Annotated in this window: 11 protein-coding genes; 8 read left to right on the forward strand and 3 right to left on the reverse strand. The window is 30.9% G+C overall.

Annotated features, from left to right (window positions below):
* Positions 1 to 15 precede the first annotated feature (15 nt).
* The 6 genes from NXS15_RS01845 to NXS15_RS01870 all read left to right on the forward strand — a co-directional run bounded on the left by NXS15_RS01845 (position 16) and on the right by NXS15_RS01870 (position 16,014).
* A complete protein-coding gene (locus tag NXS15_RS01845) occupies positions 16 to 8,094 on the forward strand; it encodes a PDxFFG protein (protein ID WP_259290170.1) in 8,079 nt (2,692 codons plus the stop codon).
* A gap of 8 nt (positions 8,095 to 8,102) precedes the next feature.
* Positions 8,103 to 11,036, forward strand: a complete 2,934-nt coding sequence (locus tag NXS15_RS01850; protein WP_259290171.1) for an ABC transporter substrate-binding protein — start codon at positions 8,103 to 8,105, stop codon at positions 11,034 to 11,036.
* Positions 11,037 to 11,046: 10 nt separating this feature from the next.
* Positions 11,047 to 12,126, forward strand: coding sequence for an ABC transporter permease (locus NXS15_RS01855; protein ID WP_259290172.1), 1,080 nt, complete (start codon positions 11,047 to 11,049; stop codon positions 12,124 to 12,126).
* 12 nt (positions 12,127 to 12,138) lie between these two features.
* Positions 12,139 to 13,119, forward strand: coding sequence for an ABC transporter permease (locus NXS15_RS01860; RefSeq protein WP_259290173.1), 981 nt, complete (start codon positions 12,139 to 12,141; stop codon positions 13,117 to 13,119).
* 73 nt (positions 13,120 to 13,192) lie between these two features.
* Complete coding sequence (locus tag NXS15_RS01865; protein WP_259290186.1) at positions 13,193 to 14,668, forward strand: ABC transporter ATP-binding protein; 1,476 nt, start codon at positions 13,193 to 13,195, stop codon at positions 14,666 to 14,668.
* The gene (locus NXS15_RS01870) at positions 14,668 to 16,014 is read left to right on the forward strand and encodes an ABC transporter ATP-binding protein (RefSeq protein ID WP_259290174.1); all 1,347 of its coding nucleotides are present in this window, start codon (positions 14,668 to 14,670) and stop codon (positions 16,012 to 16,014) included. The genes NXS15_RS01865 and NXS15_RS01870 overlap by 1 nt, the downstream gene beginning before the upstream one ends.
* A 290-nt stretch (positions 16,015 to 16,304) precedes the next feature.
* On the opposite strand, the gene NXS15_RS01875 is transcribed toward NXS15_RS01870, so the two are convergent.
* From NXS15_RS01875 to NXS15_RS01885, 3 genes are all read right to left on the reverse strand, one after another.
* Positions 16,305 to 18,344: a S41 family peptidase gene (locus NXS15_RS01875; protein ID WP_259290175.1), complete on the reverse strand. Its 2,040-nt coding sequence runs from the start codon at positions 18,342 to 18,344 to the stop codon at positions 16,305 to 16,307.
* Positions 18,345 to 18,442: 98 nt separating this feature from the next.
* Positions 18,443 to 19,708, reverse strand: coding sequence for a GTPase ObgE (obgE, locus tag NXS15_RS01880; RefSeq protein ID WP_259290176.1), 1,266 nt, complete (start codon positions 19,706 to 19,708; stop codon positions 18,443 to 18,445).
* 18 nt (positions 19,709 to 19,726) lie between these two features.
* Entirely contained in the window at positions 19,727 to 20,539 is an 813-nt protein-coding gene (locus NXS15_RS01885; RefSeq protein WP_259290177.1) for an HAD family hydrolase, read from the reverse strand.
* A gap of 411 nt (positions 20,540 to 20,950) precedes the next feature.
* Between NXS15_RS01885 and NXS15_RS01890 the strand changes: the two genes are divergently transcribed.
* Complete coding sequence (locus NXS15_RS01890; RefSeq protein WP_259290178.1) at positions 20,951 to 21,478, forward strand: hypothetical protein; 528 nt, start codon at positions 20,951 to 20,953, stop codon at positions 21,476 to 21,478.
* A gap of 575 nt (positions 21,479 to 22,053) precedes the next feature.
* Positions 22,054 to 22,299: a hypothetical protein gene (locus NXS15_RS01895; protein ID WP_259290179.1), complete on the forward strand. Its 246-nt coding sequence runs from the start codon at positions 22,054 to 22,056 to the stop codon at positions 22,297 to 22,299.
* Positions 22,300 to 22,459 lie beyond the last annotated feature (160 nt).

The following is a 22,459-nucleotide window of genomic DNA, read 5'->3' on the forward strand; positions in this document are numbered from 1 at the left end:
AATAAGCGAGGGGATATGAAAAAAAATAACAAGAAACCCAAAAAAGCATTAAATTGAAGAACACTAGTTTGACCTAAATATTTAATTTCGCTAGGAATAGTTGCAGCCGCAGCGGGTGCAACTATCGGTGTACTTAAATATAACTCAAGCAACCCGAAATTAGAGGACGGAACAGAAGCTAAAAAATTAAGCAATGAATTTTTAGACTTATCTAAAGAGCCGTCTATGACTTTCGTAAACTCTGAAAAAACAAGTGAAGTAGCTTCGTTTGACCCAAATCAAGGCGAAGAAGGTGTTGTTGTTTACAAAGGGAAAGAGTTGTCATACAATGAGTTTCTAAAACAATATTACGAAGCGAATAAAGCATATCCATTTCTAAATATTAGATATGGTATGTTTGATTTTTACAATGAGTACTTAGAAGCTGTTAGTGCAAAAGACTTTTATTCATTTACTAAATGATTTATGAAAAATGTGTCATGGGGTCCCGAAATCATTACTCTTAAAGAGTTTTCAATTGTTAAAGGGGTTGAACTTAAAGGAAATAATATAACATTAGGTTCACACTCTAATCAAGACAAAGAATATACAACAATTAAATTCTTCCCTGATGCGTTTTTCGGTTCTATTCCTTTTTACAGCACAATTAGTGGTCAAGGTAACGCAACGGATTCATTGTTATATAAAATCAATAAAAAACTATTGACTTCTGAAGAAATTCAATCATTTTTAGACAAAGCAAGCAAATATAATGCATTTAGTAATATTTCACTTAAAACGCTTAAAGCCAACTCATTTAGATCAATCCCTGACATGAGAGCGCTAATCAATAAAACTGTTTTTGCCGTAAAAGGACAATTACCTGCTGAATACAAAGATGATGCATTCAGTCCTATTGAAACAGGAAGGGTAAATGCAAGTTCTGAATATGTTTCAATAGTTAATGCCGCTAGTGCTAAAGAAGCTAAAACTAAATTTGCCAAACTATTGAATGAATATGCAAAAAAAGGTATAAAAGGTTTTTCAACTGATATTGATTCATATAGTTTTGAACAAAAAACTATTATGAATATAACTCGTGATTTTGTTGAAGAAACTAAAGAAAAAGATAAAATTGCCGACAAATTTGTTCAATTAAACTTTAATGATGGTAAATCATTCACAATGTTTAGCCCAATTGAAGATGCCGAATATGAAGTATCATCTACCAATGAAGACACTGACGCAATGTGAGAAAAATCAAAAAATGTACAGAGCATTGAGGCAGGTTTTGACTTAAGTCTAAAAGATTTTAATAACTTAAATAGTGACCTAGATTCTTTATACGCAAAATGATTGTCGGAAAACATACTGCTTGAACAAGCTGATTTTCAATCGTTCAAAGAATTGGTTAAAAAGTTAAAAAGAATTGATGACATTAAAGCAGAAATTGTTAAATTAAGCAATGAAATAAATAAAACTCAAGCAACAGAAGACAATTTAATCGCCACAAATACTTCTGGTCAATTTAGAACTGTTCAGAGTTTTTATGATAATTTAATCGAATCAAACAATCAAGAAAGACAAGAGACTGAAACTAAATTAGGTTTACAATTACAAAAAATTAAAGAACTTAACACTCAAATTCAAAATGAGCACGACAAAGATGAAATAATTAAACTAAAAGAACAAATCTTAAACTTAAATAAACAAGTTCAAGCTGGTCGTGAAAAACTAACTGACTTGAATGAATTATTAGCTAGATTTAATTCAGCTTTAGAGCAATACTATAAATTACCTAATAAAGAAAAAGTTCAAGAAGTTAACACACAAATCGGTGCATTGTTGAACGAACAAGATGAGTTAAATGAAGAAAAACTAAAAAGCGATGCTGGAAAAATTCTGGCTAGAGCAAATATTCAAAGTGCAACATTTGAGACTCTTATTGGATTAGAAAAACTTTATACTGACATCAAAGCATCACCATTCATCAACCCACAAACTGAATTTACTTCTTTAATTGAAAAAGCACAATATATTGTTGATTTCAAAAAAGAAATTGACAAATTCAGGCCAATTTATAAATACTATGAAAAATTCCTTGGCGGTGATTTCTTTGCTAGAATCGTGCCTGAAAAACAAAAATTTGTCTTGTATTCACACGATTTAGCCTTCAACCCATTACAATTGATTGCAATTGATGAATTAAAAGAAAATATTGAAAAATCACAAGTTAATTGAAGAGAATATTCAGACATTAACGGTTTCATTCGTTCGCAAAATGATGATGAGCCAAAAGATTTCTTTGTTTATGCCCCTAATGCTAGAAGTGTTGCGGAGGATTTTACTGGCGGTGATGAACAAATTAACGATATTGCGAATAAAATTAAATCAGAATTCAAAACCTTGGAAAACGAGTTTATTGATGAAGCAAGATTAAAAAATGCATATAATGAACTTTCATCGCAATATGATTCTTTAAATATTGCCGATTCAGTGCAAAAAGTTAAAGACGATATTGATAAATTAAGTAAATTATCAAAAGAATTTGAGTACTATATTCCAAACTATGTGAGAATAATGACTCTAAAAGCTATTGTTCAATTTACTGATCAACAAAATCGTCCTACTTTAAAAAATGAAATTCTAGAAATTATTAATTCAAATGATGATTTAAAAGAACATTTATCTTCGTTTGAGTATGTAATGGATAATATTGACGATATGAGAAGAGATGCTGAAAAACAAATTTCAGATTTCAACTTACAAGCTGCCGGCATAATTAAATCTATTTACGACGAATATGCAAAAATAATTACTAATAAAGCAACTCTTGATACTGGTATTGATCAATACAAAAAAGATAAACTTGCATTTTTCACACAAAAAATCAATGAAATATACGAGAAAATCAAAGATGCTAACTTGTCTGATAGTGCAATAAAAAATAACGTTGAAGATTTATTTAAAGCTCTAACATTATTAACCAATGATCAAGATTTATCATCAATAATGGCCGATTTCAAAGAACCGTTGAAATACGTAAAAGATATTGCTGCTAAATTCATGATTGATGACACAAACGAATTAATCAGAACATACTTTGCAATTGTCACAAACAACGTTTACAAAACATTTACAAGAGATGGAGAAAATGCTCCTGAACAACGTAAAATAGTTTATCTAGCAACTATATTTAACCCAGTAATCGCTTTCCAAAAACACTTCTTTGATCAAAAAATTGAAAAACATAATGAGTTTTCAGAACTGGCTGAAAACTTGAAAAATGAACTTGACGAATTAGAACAAAATTCACCAGAATATAACCAAAAATTAAGTGAATATACTGACGCACAAGCAAAAGCTAATTTTTATCTTGCAGAAGCTAAAAAATCTTGATACCAAGAATTTGAAGATGAAGAAGAAAATGATGAGAGTGAATCAAGTCAACAATTACCAAACAACAAAAAAATGGTTGATTTATTTAATCTTGACACTCTAAAAGAAGCTTTTGAAGATGCTTACGAATTTTATGATTTCGAAGATGACGGTGAGCACGAATTTGACTTTAGCGAAGAAAATCAACTAAATTACGAATCAAACAAAGAAATTGTTGATGCTTATAACGCCGCTGTTACTCGTTATGTACAAACTAGAAACAACTACAATGATAGAAGAGAAGCTTTTGTTAAAGACATTATTGACAAAGCTGAATCTCTATTGTCTGTTGCAAATGATCTTGAGTCATTCGAGAGACAAATAAACAATAAATATCTTGACGCAATTAAAGCTGCTAAAAACATCAAATTAACTGATAGTGTTAAAAATCTAGTTCTTAACGAAATGATTAATGGTGACGGTCTAGAATTAAACAACGAAAATCAATTAATCGTTGCAACTTCTAAAATCGAGTTAATAGAAAAATTAACTAAATTAGGTATTATAAGTGCTAATGGCGACACCACATCACCTCAAGAATTGGCAAAACAAGCTAATGAAAAAATTCTTCATGTGCAAATTGACAGAACTTACAAAAAAGGTTCAAAACTATTTTTCACATTGAAAGAAGTTAGTGATAAACGTGCTAATGATGTTGATACATTAAAAGCAATTAGATACTTAAAATACAACATTGATGCCAAAGATGATTTCGCTTTAAATACTCAATCATTAGAACAATTAAAAGAAATGTTTTACTCAGCTGGCTACAAACCTTCAATAAAACCAGCAGTTATTAAAGAAGAAGGTAGCAAAATTGTTAAAGACGAAAAAGGCAACGATAAAACAATTTTGACATACAGTGTCTTTGTCGAAGCATACGACGGCTTTAGTGATGAATTATTAAGAAAAGTACCTTGAGCTGCTGAATGATTGGAAGGAAAACACCTAGTTAAAAAAGTTAATGACGAGGGTGAATTTGAGTATTCAATCGAAGATGGAAAATATTTAGGTTTCCAACCAGATACACGTATTGGTCTATGATCACTATTGGCAATGAACAACCCTGATTACAAAGGATTATCAGTAGATTTTCTAAAATTTGTTGCAGCCCATGAGTATGGACACCATATGACTTTAAACGCAGCACAAGATTTAGGAGACAAAGGACAAAAACCACTTTATGGTTCTGCCTTAGTGCCTGGATCAACTCCAAACATTCAAAACTATTACTCAAGAAAAGTATTAGATTTATATCTAAAAGCTAGAACCCACGTTGGTTTAAACTCATCTCCGTTATTGAACCAACCTAATATCGTTTCAGAAAATAATGAAGGTGAATACTTACTATACAACTTAGCTAAAAAACAAGGTGATCAAATTATTATTGATAAAACAACAGTGGAAACTGCTGCCGATGTTTGAGGTCACAATGTTGGCGAAGAAGATTTAAAAACAGCATTAGAAAATTCAAAACGTCGTTTCTTGCAAACATATGAAGGTCTAGTTAAAGCAACCGAAGAGCGTCGTAAAGCAAACGGTATTGATGGTGAAGAAGATAAAAAATGACTTGAAGTATTCGACCTATGATTAATGAATACTTTAGATCAAAACTCTGGAACATTGAACCCAACAAAATACTCTGATGACCAATACCCTGTAAAATACATGACACAAAACGCTGATGGCACCTGATCATTCAAAAAAGCTTCTTTAGATATGTTAAAAGGAATTGCAAAAGATGGATTAGGCAACGATATTCAATTTGAAATTTACAAAGGTGAAGTTGTTCCTAAAATCGTTGAAGGTATCAGAAACGAAGCTACTGGTGATTACACCACAATTAATAAAGTGTTAGTCTTTAATGCTGATGGAACTCCAATTGTGAATGTTCCAACTGGTATTGATTTATCAAGCACCGACTTAAATGTCAATCCATATTATCAACAAAGAAGAAGAGCAAATCAAACTTATAATGCTGCATTAGAGTTTGTAAACAAAAAAATTACTGATGCATCAAATACAATTAAAGCCTTAATTGTTAAAGATTTCTCAATTAACGGATGAGACTTTGCGACAACCAATACTTCATTGACACCTAAAACTCAAATTGCTTACCCTAGCTATAGTGAAATCTTCCCCGAAGTTGACAAAAACTACAATAATGTATTGTTAAAACCTTACTTAGACCACATCCATTCTAGAAAAAGAGAAACCGGATGATTAAGACCAGGTTATTTCTTTGCGAAATATTATTCAACTGATGGTGAATTGCTTTACGATATTAATGATTCAAGACAAGCAGTGAGAAAAGTAAGATTTTCAACACCAATTGATCAAGAAATATTCTATGTTAACCCATTTATTGAAGATGATGAAACAGGAAGAGAAAAAGATAAATCGAGTGTAACATTTGCTGACATCATGATTGCTATGTATCTTGGAGACGGACGTAATTATTCAATGGTTTCAGCAGGTGGAAAACAAGCGTTATGACTTTCACCAGATGAAATTTATTTACCAAATATCAAACTTTCTCAATCACTAACCACTGGGTTCTTAGCAGACAGTTTTAGTCCGCAAATCTTAAAACAGTTAAACCAACTTCCATATATGAATTGATTCAGTCCATACATGAAAGAAATGGTTGGGCATGACTTAAGAAAACATGTTTATATAATGGTTAACTCAAGTGGTGAAGTTGTTAACGAAAACCCAAGAGCCAAAGATTACCCTGCGTTTTGAGAAATGAGTGCCGTTAAAATTAATGACAACATTTTGGCAAAAGACGCCGCAATATCTTTATTTAATTCATTCTATTCAACAGACGAAAATGGAATAAAACGTTTTGGACACAATATTACATTCAACGACTACAATAAATTCTTTAGTTTTTCAAGTGTAGATACTACTAGAGCAAAATTAGACCCAGTTAAAAAAGTTGTTAACTGAGATATAGACTATGTTGAATCTAAATTCAATATTGATAGATTCGCAAACACACTAAGATCAGCACTTTCGACTGCAACCACTCTTTCAAAAAGCGATAGAGAAAGACTAAATGCTCTATTTGCCCAAGATGGTTCTTACGATAAACAAGTGATGGCTAATGAAATAATGGAAAGATTCACAAGTTCTCCACTTGCAATGTTAGTTAAAGATATTCAACTAGGTAAAATTAAAGAAAAAGTGAATGCAAACACTGATGATGCATTGAGATATGGCTGAATTTTTGACAAAAATCTTGGATATGGACTATATAAATCAAATGATGTGAATGCCGATCCCGATTCAATCGATGAGCATAATTGAGAAATAAGTGTTAAAAAATTATTTGATACTTTTTCAACTTTTGCCACTGAAAATGGTGTAAGTTTAGATGATATGTCGCTATTCGATGAGTTGATTTTAGACGACAAAACACAAATGTATTCAACACAATTACATTTCAATTTCCGTCAGTCTAATTTCAGTATGAAAGATATCTTGCTTTCAATAGTTAAAGGTTTCACTAAAAAATCAAGACCTACTTCAGATGTTGAAGAATACTTCAAAACCAAAACTGAAAGAAGATTCAATGAATTCTTCTCTGACTATACATATTCATTTGCCGAAGTTATTAACCGTGATAACTTGCAAATTACCTATTCTCCATCAAATACAGAGTTTAAAAACCTACCATCGTTTTTAACTAATGTAAATGAGTCAAATACTGGTTTAGAATATGTGATCGATGGAACTCCAACTGATAAATGAAATAACTTAAAAGTTAATTTCACTGGCGAACAACGTACAAATGTACAAAACGCAATTATCAATTACGAAATTAATGAGGATACCGAAGCTAAATTACGTGCTGATAAATTAGGTACTGATTTTGAACCAGGTTCATTTGTTAATTCTGAAGCATTTTCGGAAGATTCAAATAGAGTTTCAAACTACTTCGGTCAATTTAAATCAATCAATAACGGTTGATTTAAAGACCGTTGATACAGAGAAATGTTGAAATTTAAACTATACGATGACAATGGTCAACCTATCCACGATGACACAATTAGAATTAAAGATTTAACTGGAAAAACAGTGACAAATCGTCCACAAGCTTATTGAGAATACTACATTCAAGCCCAAGGAATTGGGGATAGAAACCTTTCAAACATTTGAAGAAACACAGATAAAGATGCTGTGGCATTATTCGGTTACTTGAGCAACGACGTTGTTGATAAAGCTGATCATTTAGTTTTCGAAGATCTATCAACCAAAGAAGTTAAAACACTAAAAATCAATAAAGAAAACAGTAGTAATATGTTCTATTACAAAACTCAACATGTGAATAACGAATCAGATCCTAGCTCACGTCATTACTTAAAAGATGAAGTTTATGACTACACTGATTCTAATGGACACCATAGCGGTTCAGGATTTACAGCCTGAGTTAGTGATTATGCTATTATGTCAAATTATTCAAACAAATTATTAACACCAGGACACGAGTACAAAATTTACTTTGCAAATAAAGCAGGTGAAAAATTAAATATTGACTTAGGAAGCAACGAAAGTGTATCAGAGAATGGTAAAACCTTCTCTCAAGCGCCAATATCTGTTTATAGAAAAGATATTGATGGTAAAAAAGTATCAGTTATAAAAGTTGGTTTCCAATTCAACGGAACAAAATAGGAGGGAAAATGAGTAAAAAATATTGAAAATTATTGAGTTTATTGCCTATCGCAACACCATTTGTTGTTGTAGCTTGCACCAATAACAAAAAAGATGATCATAATCAAAAAACTAAATTAGAGTACAAAAAAGATTATGACTTTGGTTTAGCTACTAACCCAATCAACTCATTGAACTACATTAAATATCCATCAGTAAACACAATTCTTCCTTCTATTGTTGAATCACCTTTAAAATCTGGACCTAACGAGGCAATAAAAAGAATAGCTAATATTCCAAATATCCGTCTTGGAACATATCAAACAGAAGAAGATGGGACTTTAGATAAGTTTTTAAACGATAATCCTAACCCAGAAAACTCGGGTCGTTTCTATTCATTGGATGATTTTGGTTCAGCTCCCGGTAATATCGGAACTGGTTTGACAGACTATTTACCAGTAAATGCAGTTGTTACACCAAGTAATAAGTTTCTTTCAATGAATGTAATACTTAACGATGGTCAAAGCAAATGAAGCAATGGCGATTTAGTTACTGCCGAAGATTACATTGACGCAATGCACTATATTTTTGACTTAGAAACTGGATCACAAAAACAAACAACAATGTTGCAAAGAAAATTCAGAGCTTCAAATGAGATTTTGCAAGCCCAACAAGAATACATTCAAAAATTCAAAGTGGCATATAAAAATCCTTTTGCTTATCCACCTTTAAAACAAGTAAACGGTAAATGAATATATGATGTTTTCAATTTCGATTATTCACCTTGAGCATCACAAGTTGAAGGTGATGAAGAAGCTGTTGCAAAAATTAAAGAAGCTGCTTTAAATTTTGGTTTTTATTCAGGCAGAATGTACTGAAATTTAGACAATAAAACTGTTTTAACATCAATCCCATATTCACCTGATTTTAACTGAGAAGATGATGAAACAATTTTGATGCTTCCTAACCCTGAATATTCACTAAACTTGCACACCGAAAAAGAACTGGAGGAAATACCACAAAGAATTCCTACCAGAGTTAAAAAGTATCTATATTTTGACCCTAAACAAACAATTTCGGATGAGTTTACAAAGATTTTGCAGCAATCACATGAGTTAAAACATAAATTAGGGTCTATTTCGTATGATGAATTTGACCCAATCCCTTACCAAGATGCAGTAAATAAGTTATACGCTAATTTATTGCCGAGTGGCCAAACAACACTTGATAATCCTTTTGTTAAACATATTGAGCCTAAAAAATACTTTAAAAATAGAGTTTTAGCCTTGGATGAATTTACCTTAAGAATCGCCTATGACGATTTCCAACCAACAAATTTAAACAACGCATATCAAGATATAACATCAATTGTAGTGCCAATCAATAGACGTTTTGTTGAGTCAATTGGTGGAATAAGAGAATTTGGGCTGAAAAAAGAAAACTTTTTAACAAATGGTCCTTTCAATATTGATGAACTTGTTTTAGGTCCACAAGGATTTGTGAGATTAACTAAAAATAATCAATATTATTCAGCTGCAAAAACTATTTCTAATAACATAAAAATTTATTTCTCAAATGACCCAAACATTAACTCAGCAATGTATGATGATGGCTATATTTCAGCCACTAGAATTCCACCTGTTTTACAATGAAAATATTGAACAGATAAAGAACATCGTACATATATGAATAAATCAAACGGTTTTGGTACTATTGCCTTAGCATTTAACTTGGACGCTGAAACAAATAAAAATTCTTTCGTTAATGACCAAAATTTAAGAAATGCGATTTATTATGCAATTGATAGAAATGAATTATTAAACATTGTTGGGTGATCTTCATCATTCCCCGTTATTACATGAACAGCCTTTGGTCAAGCATCTTCTAGTTTTGGTGATGCAGTTGAATCTGGTTTTGAACACGACTATATGTATACCAAATTTGGTTCATACCCTTCGGGCGATGAGTTAAACAACGATAAAAATTATTTAAATAAATATATTTACAAAAAAGCAAAAGAAGAAGCTAAAGATAAATCTTGAGGAATTCCAATTCCTGTACAAAATTACACTCACATTGATCATATATCTAAATCAATGAAATTCGAGACTGTCGATCGTACCGATAAAGGTTATCATTTAGATGTTGCTCGTGCATTTTTGGATGAGTTTAAAAAAGAACATCCAAACCTAAAAAATGTTACATTGAATTTTATTTCTAACTCAACTGACGAGCAAAAAAATGCCGGAATTGCTTTGCGTGATTTCATGAAAAAAGCATTTGGTGACTATGTACAAATTGACATCAAAAACTTACCGGAAAACGTTTATGAAGATTGAAGAACTACTGGTAAATATGACTTAATTTACCGTAACTTCGATGCCTTTGGTAGTGATATTTATTCATATATCAGAGTGTTTCTAAAATCAGATGGTATTGACTCCAAAAGTCAAAAAACAACAGGTTTTAGAAATAACCCTTCAGGTTCATGAACATATGATGAATATTTCAGATCATTAGGATATTCACGTGATGAAAACAATAATCTTGTTATTAATGATCCGGTTAAAGCAAAACAAATAAATGAATTAAAACAAAGATTGAGAATTTTAGGTACTAAGCCAGGTGGTCCGGATGTTTGAGATAAGATAGTTGACCTATCAGTTGTAAAAAATGGCGAAAATATCAATGATTATACTGAAAGACACCTTAGATTTTTCACTTCACAATTTACACCCGAAGAGAAAAAAGACGGTTGAACCGAAGTTATAGCGTTTGCTGTAATAGCTGGTTTTGAAAAAATAGTTAGAGAAACTGCCCCTGTTATTCCTTTAATGGAAGTTGATACTTATTGAGAAGTTTCAAGGGTGAATGGTACTTCGAGTTTATATAGTTACTCGTTGCAATATGCTTATGATGTTTCTAACCCACCATCAGCAACATTGCCAAAAATAATTAAGTAAAGGAGGAAAAATGGAACAAAAAACGACAAATAATATTGTTAGTGAATCAGAACTTGATTTAACTAACAAAGCATATGTTCAAAGACCATCATATGTTGATTTTAACAACAAAATCAAGCCTAATATTTCTAAGCTTGCGATGACGTTCAATATTAAATCTCCTTTAATTAAATTTCTATTGAGATTTCTAATTATTGTCTTTGAATTTTTAACAATCGCTTGAATTGTTATCACAATTACATTCTTTTTAATTAAATCAATTCCCGGTTCTACATCATTAACATTAGGACTGGATGAATCTTCACGAAAAGCTGTTGAGGCGACCTACGGATTAGATAAACCACTAGTTGAACAATATTTTATCTATTTAAGAAATATTTTAGTCGGCAATTTCGGTGTATCGCTTTCAGTCTTTCCAGGCCAAAATATCAATGATTTTGTGTGAATTAGATTCTATAAATCATTCTTAATTGGTATTTTCTCGGTTATGTTAACACTTGTGATTGGAATTCCTGTCGGCGTCTATGTCGGTATGAATCCCGATAAGTTACCAGATCATATTGCAACCGTGATAGTTTCGATATTTTCATCAATACCTTCATTGGTTTTCGCTCTATGGTTATTATTATTAGGAAGAACAGTTAAAATACCTTATTTATATGTTGAAACTGATTTAGCAACCTATCTATTGCCTGGATTGGCACTTTCGTTAGGTTCGATTATCGTTTATATTAAATATATTAGAACAGAGCTAAATAGAGAATTAAATTCACAACACGCAAAATTCGCCTATTTAAAAGGTTTATCAAAATCAAGATTCGTTTGAACACACGCACTTAAACCTTCTTTATTCCCGATTGCTACCTTTTTCCCAGTGGTAATCTTCGGAAGTTTTATTGGAAGTTTATTTGTTGAACAAATATTCTTTATCACTGGTAGTGGTGGTTTATTATTGAACGCCATTACTTCAAAAGACTATAATATTATTTTATTTATGGTTACATTATTCTCATTAATTACAATACTTTCATACACATGCCGTGACTTGCTATATAAAGCAATTGACCCACGTGTTAGAAGAAGTAAATAGAAAGGACACAATATGGCAATTTGAGCATACAGAAATAAGACTTCGCCAAATAACGAACACGGTAAAAATTTAGCACCGAATCGTTTTGTGCAACCTTTAAATTACAAAAAATGAGAATTATTAGGGAATTTATTAGAATTTCATGAATCAAACAATGTTAAAAAACAACAAAACAAATGAATAGATTTCTTCTATCGTTTTTCTAGATCTTTTGCCGGAGTTTTCGGATTTGTGTTATTTATGGTAATTGTACTTAGCGCAGTATTTATTCCTTTTTTCACAAAAGATCCTGATAAATTGAGTATTAATGACAGATATCACAACTTTTTCGAATCGGCTGATTACATTTTCGGTACTGACGCACTAGGACGTGATTTATTTGCTCGTCTTTGATGAGGTTTAAGATATTCACTAGCACTAGCTTTAGTTACGGCTGTAATTCAAGTTTTTGTCGGTTTACTGATTGGAATTACGATGGGTCATTTTCGAATTTTTGACACAATTATGACCTATGTTATTAAAGTAATTTCAAACGTGCCTTCAATAATTATTTTGATTGTTATTACTATTGTTTGACGGCCAACATTTTGAGTTATGGTCTTTGCCCTAACTTTTACTTCATGGACGGGTATCGCTAACCAAATGCGTTCACAAGTATTGAGAGCAAAAACATTTGAGTGAGTTTCGGCTTCGGGCATTCTAGGAACACCAACATGAAAAATACTGCTTAATTATTTACCTGTTGTTATTCCTTTATTAGTTACCGAAATTGTTTTCCATATTCCTGGTGTTATTCTTTCAGAAACATCATTAGCGTTTATTGGTTTGAGTATTGATATTCCAACATTAGGTAACTTGATTTCCGAAGGTTCAAAAGTATTTACGGCTTATCCACGCTATGTGCTGTTGCCTTCGATGGTGCTTGTGCTATTAACAACATCAATTCAATTAATTGCCGCAAGTATTCAAGATTCATTGTTAAGACAAAGATAGGAGAATTATGAATAAACCCAAGAATTGAAATGATCTATCCTATGATAAAAAAATTGAATACTATGCTTCAACAATGCAAACAACATTGAAAACAGAACGCGAATTAAATCCAGCACCCTACAGTAAACTTTATCCACAAGTTATAAAAAAATTAGCAAAACCACACCCACTTAATCTTTTAGAAGTGCGGAAAGAAAAAAATAAAGGCTTTTGAAAAGATGTGGCTGATTTTTGAAAAAATATTGGTCACGGAATTAGTAGAATTTTTCGCTGAGGCAAAAAATTCCAATCAAATATTGACTTACAATCATATTTTGATTCAGCACGTATTGAACACGTTTTAGGTGAAGATCTTAAAGTGGCAGCCGAAATTGAAGACATTTATTTAACTTTTAAAAACCCAGCTAACCCTAAAGAAAAAAACCTTGTTTTAAGAGGTCCTAGTTTCAAAATATATGAAGGAAAAATACACTCAATAATTGGCGAATCTGGTTCTGGTAAATCAGTAATTACTTCGCTGTTATACGGATTGACTGGAAATAACTCAATTGTTGAATCAGGAACTGTGAAGCTATATGGCTTAGAAGTTCATAATTTCAACTTATATAACTGAGAGAAATCAAAATTAAGAGGTCGGGTAGTTAGTGCTGTTTTCCAAAATCCGATGTCAATATTAGACCCTACGATGAAAGTAGGTAATCAAATTACCGAAGGAATGTTAATTAACGGAATTGTTAAAACTAAAAAAGAAGCGGTTCAAGAAGCAATTAAATATCTACAATTAGCCAAAATTAACAATCCAGAAAAAGTTATGAAACTTTATCCGCATGAACTTTCAGGTGGAATGATTCAACGTATTGCTATTGCGGCAATTGTTAGTCTTAAACCGAAAATATTAGTAATGGATGAACCAACGACCGCTCTTGACCCAACAGTGCAGGCTCTAGTTTTAGACATCATAAGAGAGCTTCAATCAACATTCAAAATCGCAGTAGCTTTCATTACCCACGATTTAGGAGTTGTTGCATCTATATCTGAATTTATCAACATTATGTATGCAGGACAAATTGTTGAATCAGGAACTCGTGAAGAAGTGCTAATGCACCCACAACATCCATACACATGGGGATTGATTTCTTCAATGCCTGATTACAATAATGATGAACGTTTAAATGTGATTAAAGGTGCTGTGCCTTCATCTCTAAATAACATCAAAGGAGATGCGTTTGCAGTTCGTAATGATTACGCATTAAAAATTGATTTAGAAGAAGAAGCAAACTTTTATTATGTATCACCAACTCACTATGTTAAATCTAGTTTGTTGGACGAAAATGCACCATTTTATGAGCCACCTAAAATCATTCAAAATCTTTGAAAACGTTACTTTGATCGTTTGAAATTGATTCACGGCGAAAATATTTTTGTAGCACATGAAGATTACATCAACGATTTAAACAAAGCACAAGAACATAATGCAAAAGTTGACGAAATTAAAAAACAACAAGCACTCGAAATCGCCCAAAAACAACAACAAAACGAGGAGTCATAATGGAAGAAAAAAAATATTACGTTGAGACCACTCGTGGTGGTAAAAAACTTTACCGCGCAATAAGACCCGGCACTGAGGAAATGTTGAATTCTGTTGATAAAGAAGCGATTGTGCAAATTAGAAATATGGATGTAACTTATGGTTATGGTGCCAATACCTTTTACGCGCTAAAAGATTTAAACCTAAATATTTATCAAGGTGAAGTTTTAGGTTTAGTTGGTGAATCAGGTTCGGGTAAAACCACTGCCGGAAGAGCAATTATCGGCTTAACTCCACACGCATTTGGTCAAATTAAAATCTTAGATCGTGTGATACCAAAAAACAGAGATAAAATTTTTAAATGGTCAAAAAAAGGTAGAGACATTATTAACTTTATGGTTAATAAAGTCCAAATGATTTTCCAAGATCCAACTAACTCATTAAACCCATTTAAAAATGTGGAAACTGTAGTTGGTGAAGGTTTAACAAATTTAAAAAATTCAAGATATATTTATTTGACTAATGTTGATACTGAAACATATGTTGAATTAAACAAAAAAATCAGTGAGATCAATCCTGATCTTGCCCTTTCTAAAGATGTGTGATCAGATATTAGAAATAACTGAGAAAGTGCCGAAAGTTTGTATAAATTTGTTTACGAAGATACTAAACAAAAACTTAATAATTTAAGTATTAAACTCAATAATGAACAATATGAATCATTAATAAATTATTTAGAATCACGAAGAGAAATTCGTGATGCAGAAAATAAATTGAGCGAAAAGCAATATAAACGTAAATTAATTGTTGATATTTTAAATCAAGTTGGTTTAGATGAAACTGTGCTAAATAGATATCCATTAGAGTTTTCTGGTGGGCAACAACAACGTGTGGGAATTTGTCGTGCTGTTGTTTTACAACCACAAATTTTAATTGCCGACGAACCTATTTCCGCACTTGACGTTTCAATTCAAGCGCAAGTTATTAATATCTTTAAAGAGCTAAAAGAAAAATATAATTTAACTATTATCTTTATTGCTCACGATTTACGAATGGTTGAATATATTTCTGACCGGATTGCAGTTATTAATAAAGGTACTTTACTTGAAGTTGGACCGACTAAATCAGTTATCCATAATCCACATCACCCATATACTCAAAGTTTATTGGATGCTGTTCCTTCAATTGAAGCCGAAAAAGGTTCATTGGTCGGTAAAATTTATGACCCAAGTATTCACGATTATGATGAAGAACATCAACCAAAATGACAAAAAGTTACTGATAAACATTTTGTTCTGGCATCTGATGAAGAATTTGAATCAATTAAAGAGCAAGCTAAATTGTATAAATCAAAATTTATAGATTAATTAAAACACCTTTGTAGGTGTTTTTTTGTTATCTAAAAGGATTTATAAATATAAAAATGTAATCAATTAATATTACTAATTAGAATTTTATATGAATATTATTCACCACTTCATATGGTATTGACTAGCATTAACAAACAAACTTTTTCAATTCAAAGGGATGGTTCAAGGTTTATATAATAGTGCTTAAGCATGATTGATTATTTTAAAAAAATTATCAGTTTAAGGCAAAATCAATAATAAGAAAAAAACCTGAATCGCAATGATTCAAGTTTTTTATGTGTTCAAATTTATTGTCGGTCGTTTTGTTTGATGTGTTTTAATATATTGCCATTATAAAAATGTTCGTAACTTAAGGTAATGTCTGGTTCCACACCGTCTTCGGTATTAGGGAATTCGTCTAAGGTTTCGAATGCCTCATTGCTTTTTCCTGCGTATGCATTGGCCGAAGAAATATCAACATTTGTTCCGTCAGGTAACACGGTTGGCAATATTGAATACATACCACCAGCAGTTTTTTGACCGATTAATGTTGCAAGATTATTGGTTTTAACAACATGAGCAAACATATTAGCTGCACTAAAAGTTATTCCGCTAGTTAAAACGTATCAGTTATATAGATTTGCATAACCGTCATTTTGATCAAATGTACCATCATTGTTCGTATCGACTAAATACTCGATGTCATATAGAACTTTCGACATTTTATCCATAATAACTTGTTTAATTTTTTTCTCGCTATTGGTTAAGAATCCTAAAAGTTGTTGAGCAGACAAGGGCGATCCACCGCCGTTTTGTGATATATCAAGAACTATGTTTTTGATTACATTGTTATTTTTGTTGTTGTAATCTTTGATTTGTTCCATTGCTTTTAACATAAAGAAAAATGTATCATATTTCCATAAATCATTTGCATTTACTCTACTTGGTTCAATTTCCAAATTGAATGAGTCGATAGTTATTCTCGCTGTGTCATTTTCTACTTGGAATAACTTATTTGGGTCTATTTCGGTTTCGTTTTCGCCATCAACACCATATTTTAATTCGTATAATTTATTTGCCAATTTATCATATTCTTTACTTTTAGCCGAAGTATCGACATTATTAGGTACATATTTTTCATTTGTTTGCGCATAAGATTTGGAGATTATTCTCGAGTGTGCTTCGTTTAAATATACTCCCCACAATTTTTTATACGCAGAATAATATTTACTTGGCGTTGTTGATAATAATTCATTTTCTAAATTAGTCGTCTTAGCGAAAGAATAAAAATCAATAGCATTTCCGTTGCGTTTGTATAATTCGTTGTTTAATCCATAGAAATTATCAAATAATAATGCTAGAAAATCATAATTTTCACGACGTTGTGCTCCTGTAACATTTTTGTTACCAGAGTATAAAGTTTCTATTTCTCGATCTAAGCTATCTGTGTCGGTAGTTCTACTTAGCTCATAGCTCAAAATTAATAATTTATCGTTATTATATTGAATATTATTGTAGCCGTTTGACATAAAGAATAAGTTAAATATTGCTAAAGGAATATATACAAAATTGTCTTTGACAATAATATCGAAGTTATATTTTTTAAGGTTAATATCTAAGGAATCGCTTTCTTCGACACGGTTGTATTGATAGACATTTTCACTTTCATTTAGATGAGAATTGTATTGTGGGTCGGGAGTTTCGCTTTGATCGTTAATAATAAAAGAATTTTCTGATGTGTAGGTAATTTTTTCTTGTTCAGCATCAAAAATTAAGTCATCACTATCATTAACTTTGTATGAAATTATTGATGGTTTATTTGATTTGATTTCTTTAAGTGCCGTAACACTGAAATAACCTGGAACATTTGTGAAAAATTCATTGATATTTACATATATTTGTTGATTGGTTTTATGTCTAAATAAAGACACATATGAAGGTTCACTAGTATTTTCGACTTCGTCATCTTCAACAAGAAAATCATTGTTTTGTTCAATTGGGTCAATTAATTGTACATTGTTACTAATTAAGTCTAACTCAGCCGGTGTCGGAGCAACTAAGTGGTCTTTTGCTATTATATTTGTTGTCGAATCATTTTTTTCTTCGTTATTGATGTTGGTTTTTCCTTCATTATTGTTTTCGACAACAGTATTATTTGTTGAATTTTGATTTGTATTATCTTTTTGTTTATCTTTTACTTCTTGTTTCTCAATTGCATTTTTTTCTGTATTTTCATTGCTATCTTGTTTAGTTTTTTGTTTCGTACATGATGCGGTAAATAGTGCGATCGGGAAAAAACTTGCAGAAATTGGGAGACTTATTAATTTTAAAATTTTTTTATTTCTCATACTTATTATTATATAAAATAAACCACCTTAAAATAGGACAAAAAATAAACCCGAAGCATGAAAACAAGGGTTTATTTTTAGTATGTCGAACGCGTTGTTTAATAATCACCATCTCATTCGAATTCGTATTCGAAAATTCTTACTGTGTCACCAGGTTGAATGCCTTTTTTGATTAAGTCGTCTCAAACGCCGATTTTTTTCAATATATTATTGAATCTTAATAAGTTATCATAACTAACCAACGGAATTTTTTCGTATAGATGTTTAATTTTAGGTCCACTAATTTCGTAAAAACCTTCATATGGTTTTATGACTTTGTATTCTTCTTCAAGCATAATTTCTACAACTGAATCTTCTTCAATCTCTTCAACAGGTTTTAACTTATTGATTTCAATCAAATTGAATAATTCTTTCTTTACTTCATCCAGATTTTCGCTTGTTAAAGCAGAGATAGATACAATTTTAATTTCAGGGTATTTTTGTTTAAATTTACTCAAATTTTGTTCAAAATCCGGTAAATCAGATTTATTAGCAATTACTAATTGGTCTTTTTTCTCCAAGTTTAAACTGTAGTTTTTTAGTTCATCTTTAATAACTTCAAAATCGGCAATTGGGTCTTTATATTCACTACCAAAGTCAATAATATGCGCTATAACACGACATCTTTCAATATGTTTTAAAAATTGAATTCCCAATCCTTTTCCTTGTGAAGCACCTTTAATAAGTCCAGGTAAGTCAGCAATTACGAATGAATTATCGTAATATTTAACCATACCAAGCTGAGGCACTAAAGTTGTAAATTCATACTCAGCCACTTTGGCTTTAGCATTCGACAAAGCACTTAGTAATGTTGATTTACCGGCCGATGGTTTACCAACCACACCAACATCAGACATAATTTTTAAAACGATATGTGCATCGTATTTTTCGCCTTTTGTTCCGTTTTCACTAATTCTTGGGGCAGTGTTACGTGGAGATTTAAATTTCATGTTTCCACGGCCACCTTGCCCACCTTTGGCAACTAAGTATTCTTTTGGTTCAATAATATCAGCAACTACTTTGCCGTCACGATAAACCACTGTACCAATAGGAACGGGAATATATTTATCTTTACCGGCAGCACCATAAAGGTTTTTAGGGCCTCCGTTAACACCATCATCGGCGGTGATTTTTTTATTACCATAAAGAGATAAGAGGGTATTTTTACCTAAATCACCAACGAAATAAATGTTTCCGCCACGACCACCATCGCCGCCGTCAGGACCACCTTTATCTACATGTGCTTCACGACGAAAAGAAATCATTCCGTCGCCACCCTTTCCGGCGATAAGCTGTATTTTTATTTCATCAATAAATCTAGCCATTTTACCTCCTTGATAAATTTATTTTTCGTTTTCGCCATTCAATCTTGAAATATAGTCTAGAATAGCAATTCCTAAACCGTGCTCTTGCACTGATCTTGTCACATATTTTGCTTTTTCTTTAACAAAATCTTTTGAATTATCCATTGCGTATGAATAATTGAAACGTTTGAACATCGAGAAATCGTTTTCACTATCTCCGATTACCATTACGTCATCAGTTGTGTATTGTTTAAAAATGTTTTGAATCATTCATGTGATTGCTTTACCTTTAGAAGCACCACGAGGTAAAATTTCTAGGTTCATATGAGTTTTAATTAATTTAACATCATAATTTTTTAGAACGTCAATTAACTCATCAACATTTTCTGTGGTTTCGAAATAAACTTCGATTTTTGAAACATTTTTAATTTCTTGTCCCTCGTATAACTCAAATTGGTCGAAGTTTTCGTATTTAAAGTAAATACGGTTTAAAAATTCTTTATCTTCATCTTTGAAAATGTAGAATGCATCTGAACTTCAACCAGCAGCAGAAACTTTTTTCTCTCTAAATAAGTCAAAAATCTTTTTAACTTCGCTCTCTTTAATAAATTCTTCACGAACGAATTTATAGTGTTTAAAATCATAGATCTGAACACCACTAGAACCGATGATGTAATCGGCATTAACTAATTTTGCCAGCTTAAACATTTTTGGACAAATAGGATTACCTGTTGCAATGTTAAAACTTAACTCGTTTTGCTTAATTATGTTTAAATTATAAATTGACACATAACCGTTGCTTGTGTAAATTGTGCCGTCAACGTCACTAAACACAATAGGTTTCTTTTTCATAATTCCTCTTTTCCGACATTTGTCTATAATCTAGTAAATACTACATTAATTTTTTATTTAAATTTATAAATTAAATAGATATTAATAAATTTTGGGGGAAAAACTAACACACTTTAAGCCATTTTGCTTAATGTTTTGTGTTTATTATCAAACATAGTTTTCTTATTAATTATAACGAAAAAAAGACATTGATCTTGTTAATAATTTTGGTGATTTTCTTTGTGAAATAAAAAGCAAAAGTTCCACTTTTTGAATTTGACAGATAAGAACTTTTGTTTTTTATTTCACGACATGATCTTGTTAATAATTTTTGCGATTTTCTTGCAAAAAAAAAAAAAAAATAAAATAATGATGACTGATATTAAATTATTAATCTTGGTCATACAAAATAAAAAAATGAGGACATAAATTATGTATAAAGGCAAACTTAAACAAACAAATTATATTATTTCAATATCTATTTCACTTATTATTTCAACTATATTTATTGTGGTTGGTTCTATTTTTGTTTCTAAAACTCAAACAAAATGAGCATATTTGACTTCAGGATTAGCAATGAAAATATATGATATTTTTAGGGATCCTGAAACAGTCGCTGATTTTAGAATATTTATTTTAGTGATAAGTGCTATTTTTATCATTGCAGGATTAATACCACTTTTACTTTCCTTATTTGATTTTTTGGCATATGCGACCGGAAAAATAAGCATAAAAATGGATGAAAAAAGCATAATAGTTGGTAAGGCTTTCGGACAAAAAACATATTCTTTAAACGATGTAAAACAAATAGATGTTAAACCGTTCTCAAGATTGCTTATCAAATTTAAAAATACTATTTTTCCAACAGTGTATTTTTTGGAAAATGCAGTTGAATTTAAAAATAAATTCAATTCATATCTAGCACAAAATAGTGCATCAATTAATTCGCACAGACAATAAAAGAAGTAAATTAAATTACCGAATCAAAAAGAATAGTGTTTTAATCATTGTGGACTTTAACTACTATTAAAACTCATTTAGTTATAGTCTCTTGGAACAAAGAAGGCAATAACAAAAAAATAGCTGAAAATTAAGTAATTTGGCGAAAAACACAGTTTTGTTAAAGGTAATCAAGAAACGTTTGTTAACTTCAACACCTATTTGAAGAAATTAAGCAAAAGTGGCGTAAAGAACAAGCTATCTAATTACAAAAAGTATTGATGATATTTCAAAAGTGTTTGATAAATTATTACAATAGCATAAATATGGAACATCAAACTTAACTGATGTTCCATTTTTTATCAAAATTTTCAACAATGTAAGGCAATAAACATCAGTAAAAACAAAGCGAAATAAAAAACAAAAGTTCCCATTTACAAATTCGAAAAAAGTGGAACTTTTGTTTTTTTATTTCACATCTTGTTAATAGTTTTGTTGACTTTCTTGCAAAAAAATAAAAAAATAAAATATACATGTGACATTCTGATAATTCAAAACAAAGTGTCGCAAGTGTATTTTATTTAGGAGATAAAAATATGAAATTAAAAAAATTAATGTTTTATTCATTACCTGTTTTAGCTACCGCAATAACACCATTAGCAACAATTGCATGTAATAAAGAAGACAACAACTCAAAAGCTAGAAAAAAATTGAGGAATTTAGAAAAAAATACAGTTGACTTGAAAATGTTGAAAATTATGTCAATGCTTTTCAAAGTATGCTTGATGAAGTTACTGCAAATGGAATGCAACTTACCGATGAACAACTTGAGCTATTCATAAAAAATATTGATTATGCAGCAACACATATTGATCAGGCATCACATTAATCACCCTTTAAAATTTAGCACATTACGGTTTTATAACTAAGATAAATATGGAACATCAAATTTAACTGATGTTCCATTTTTATCAAAATTTTCAACAATGTAAGGCAATAAAC

This window comes from Mycoplasma sp. CSL7475-4 (assembly GCF_024834065.1).
Classification (GTDB): Bacteria; Bacillota_I; Bacilli_A; order Mycoplasmatales; family Metamycoplasmataceae; genus Mycoplasmopsis.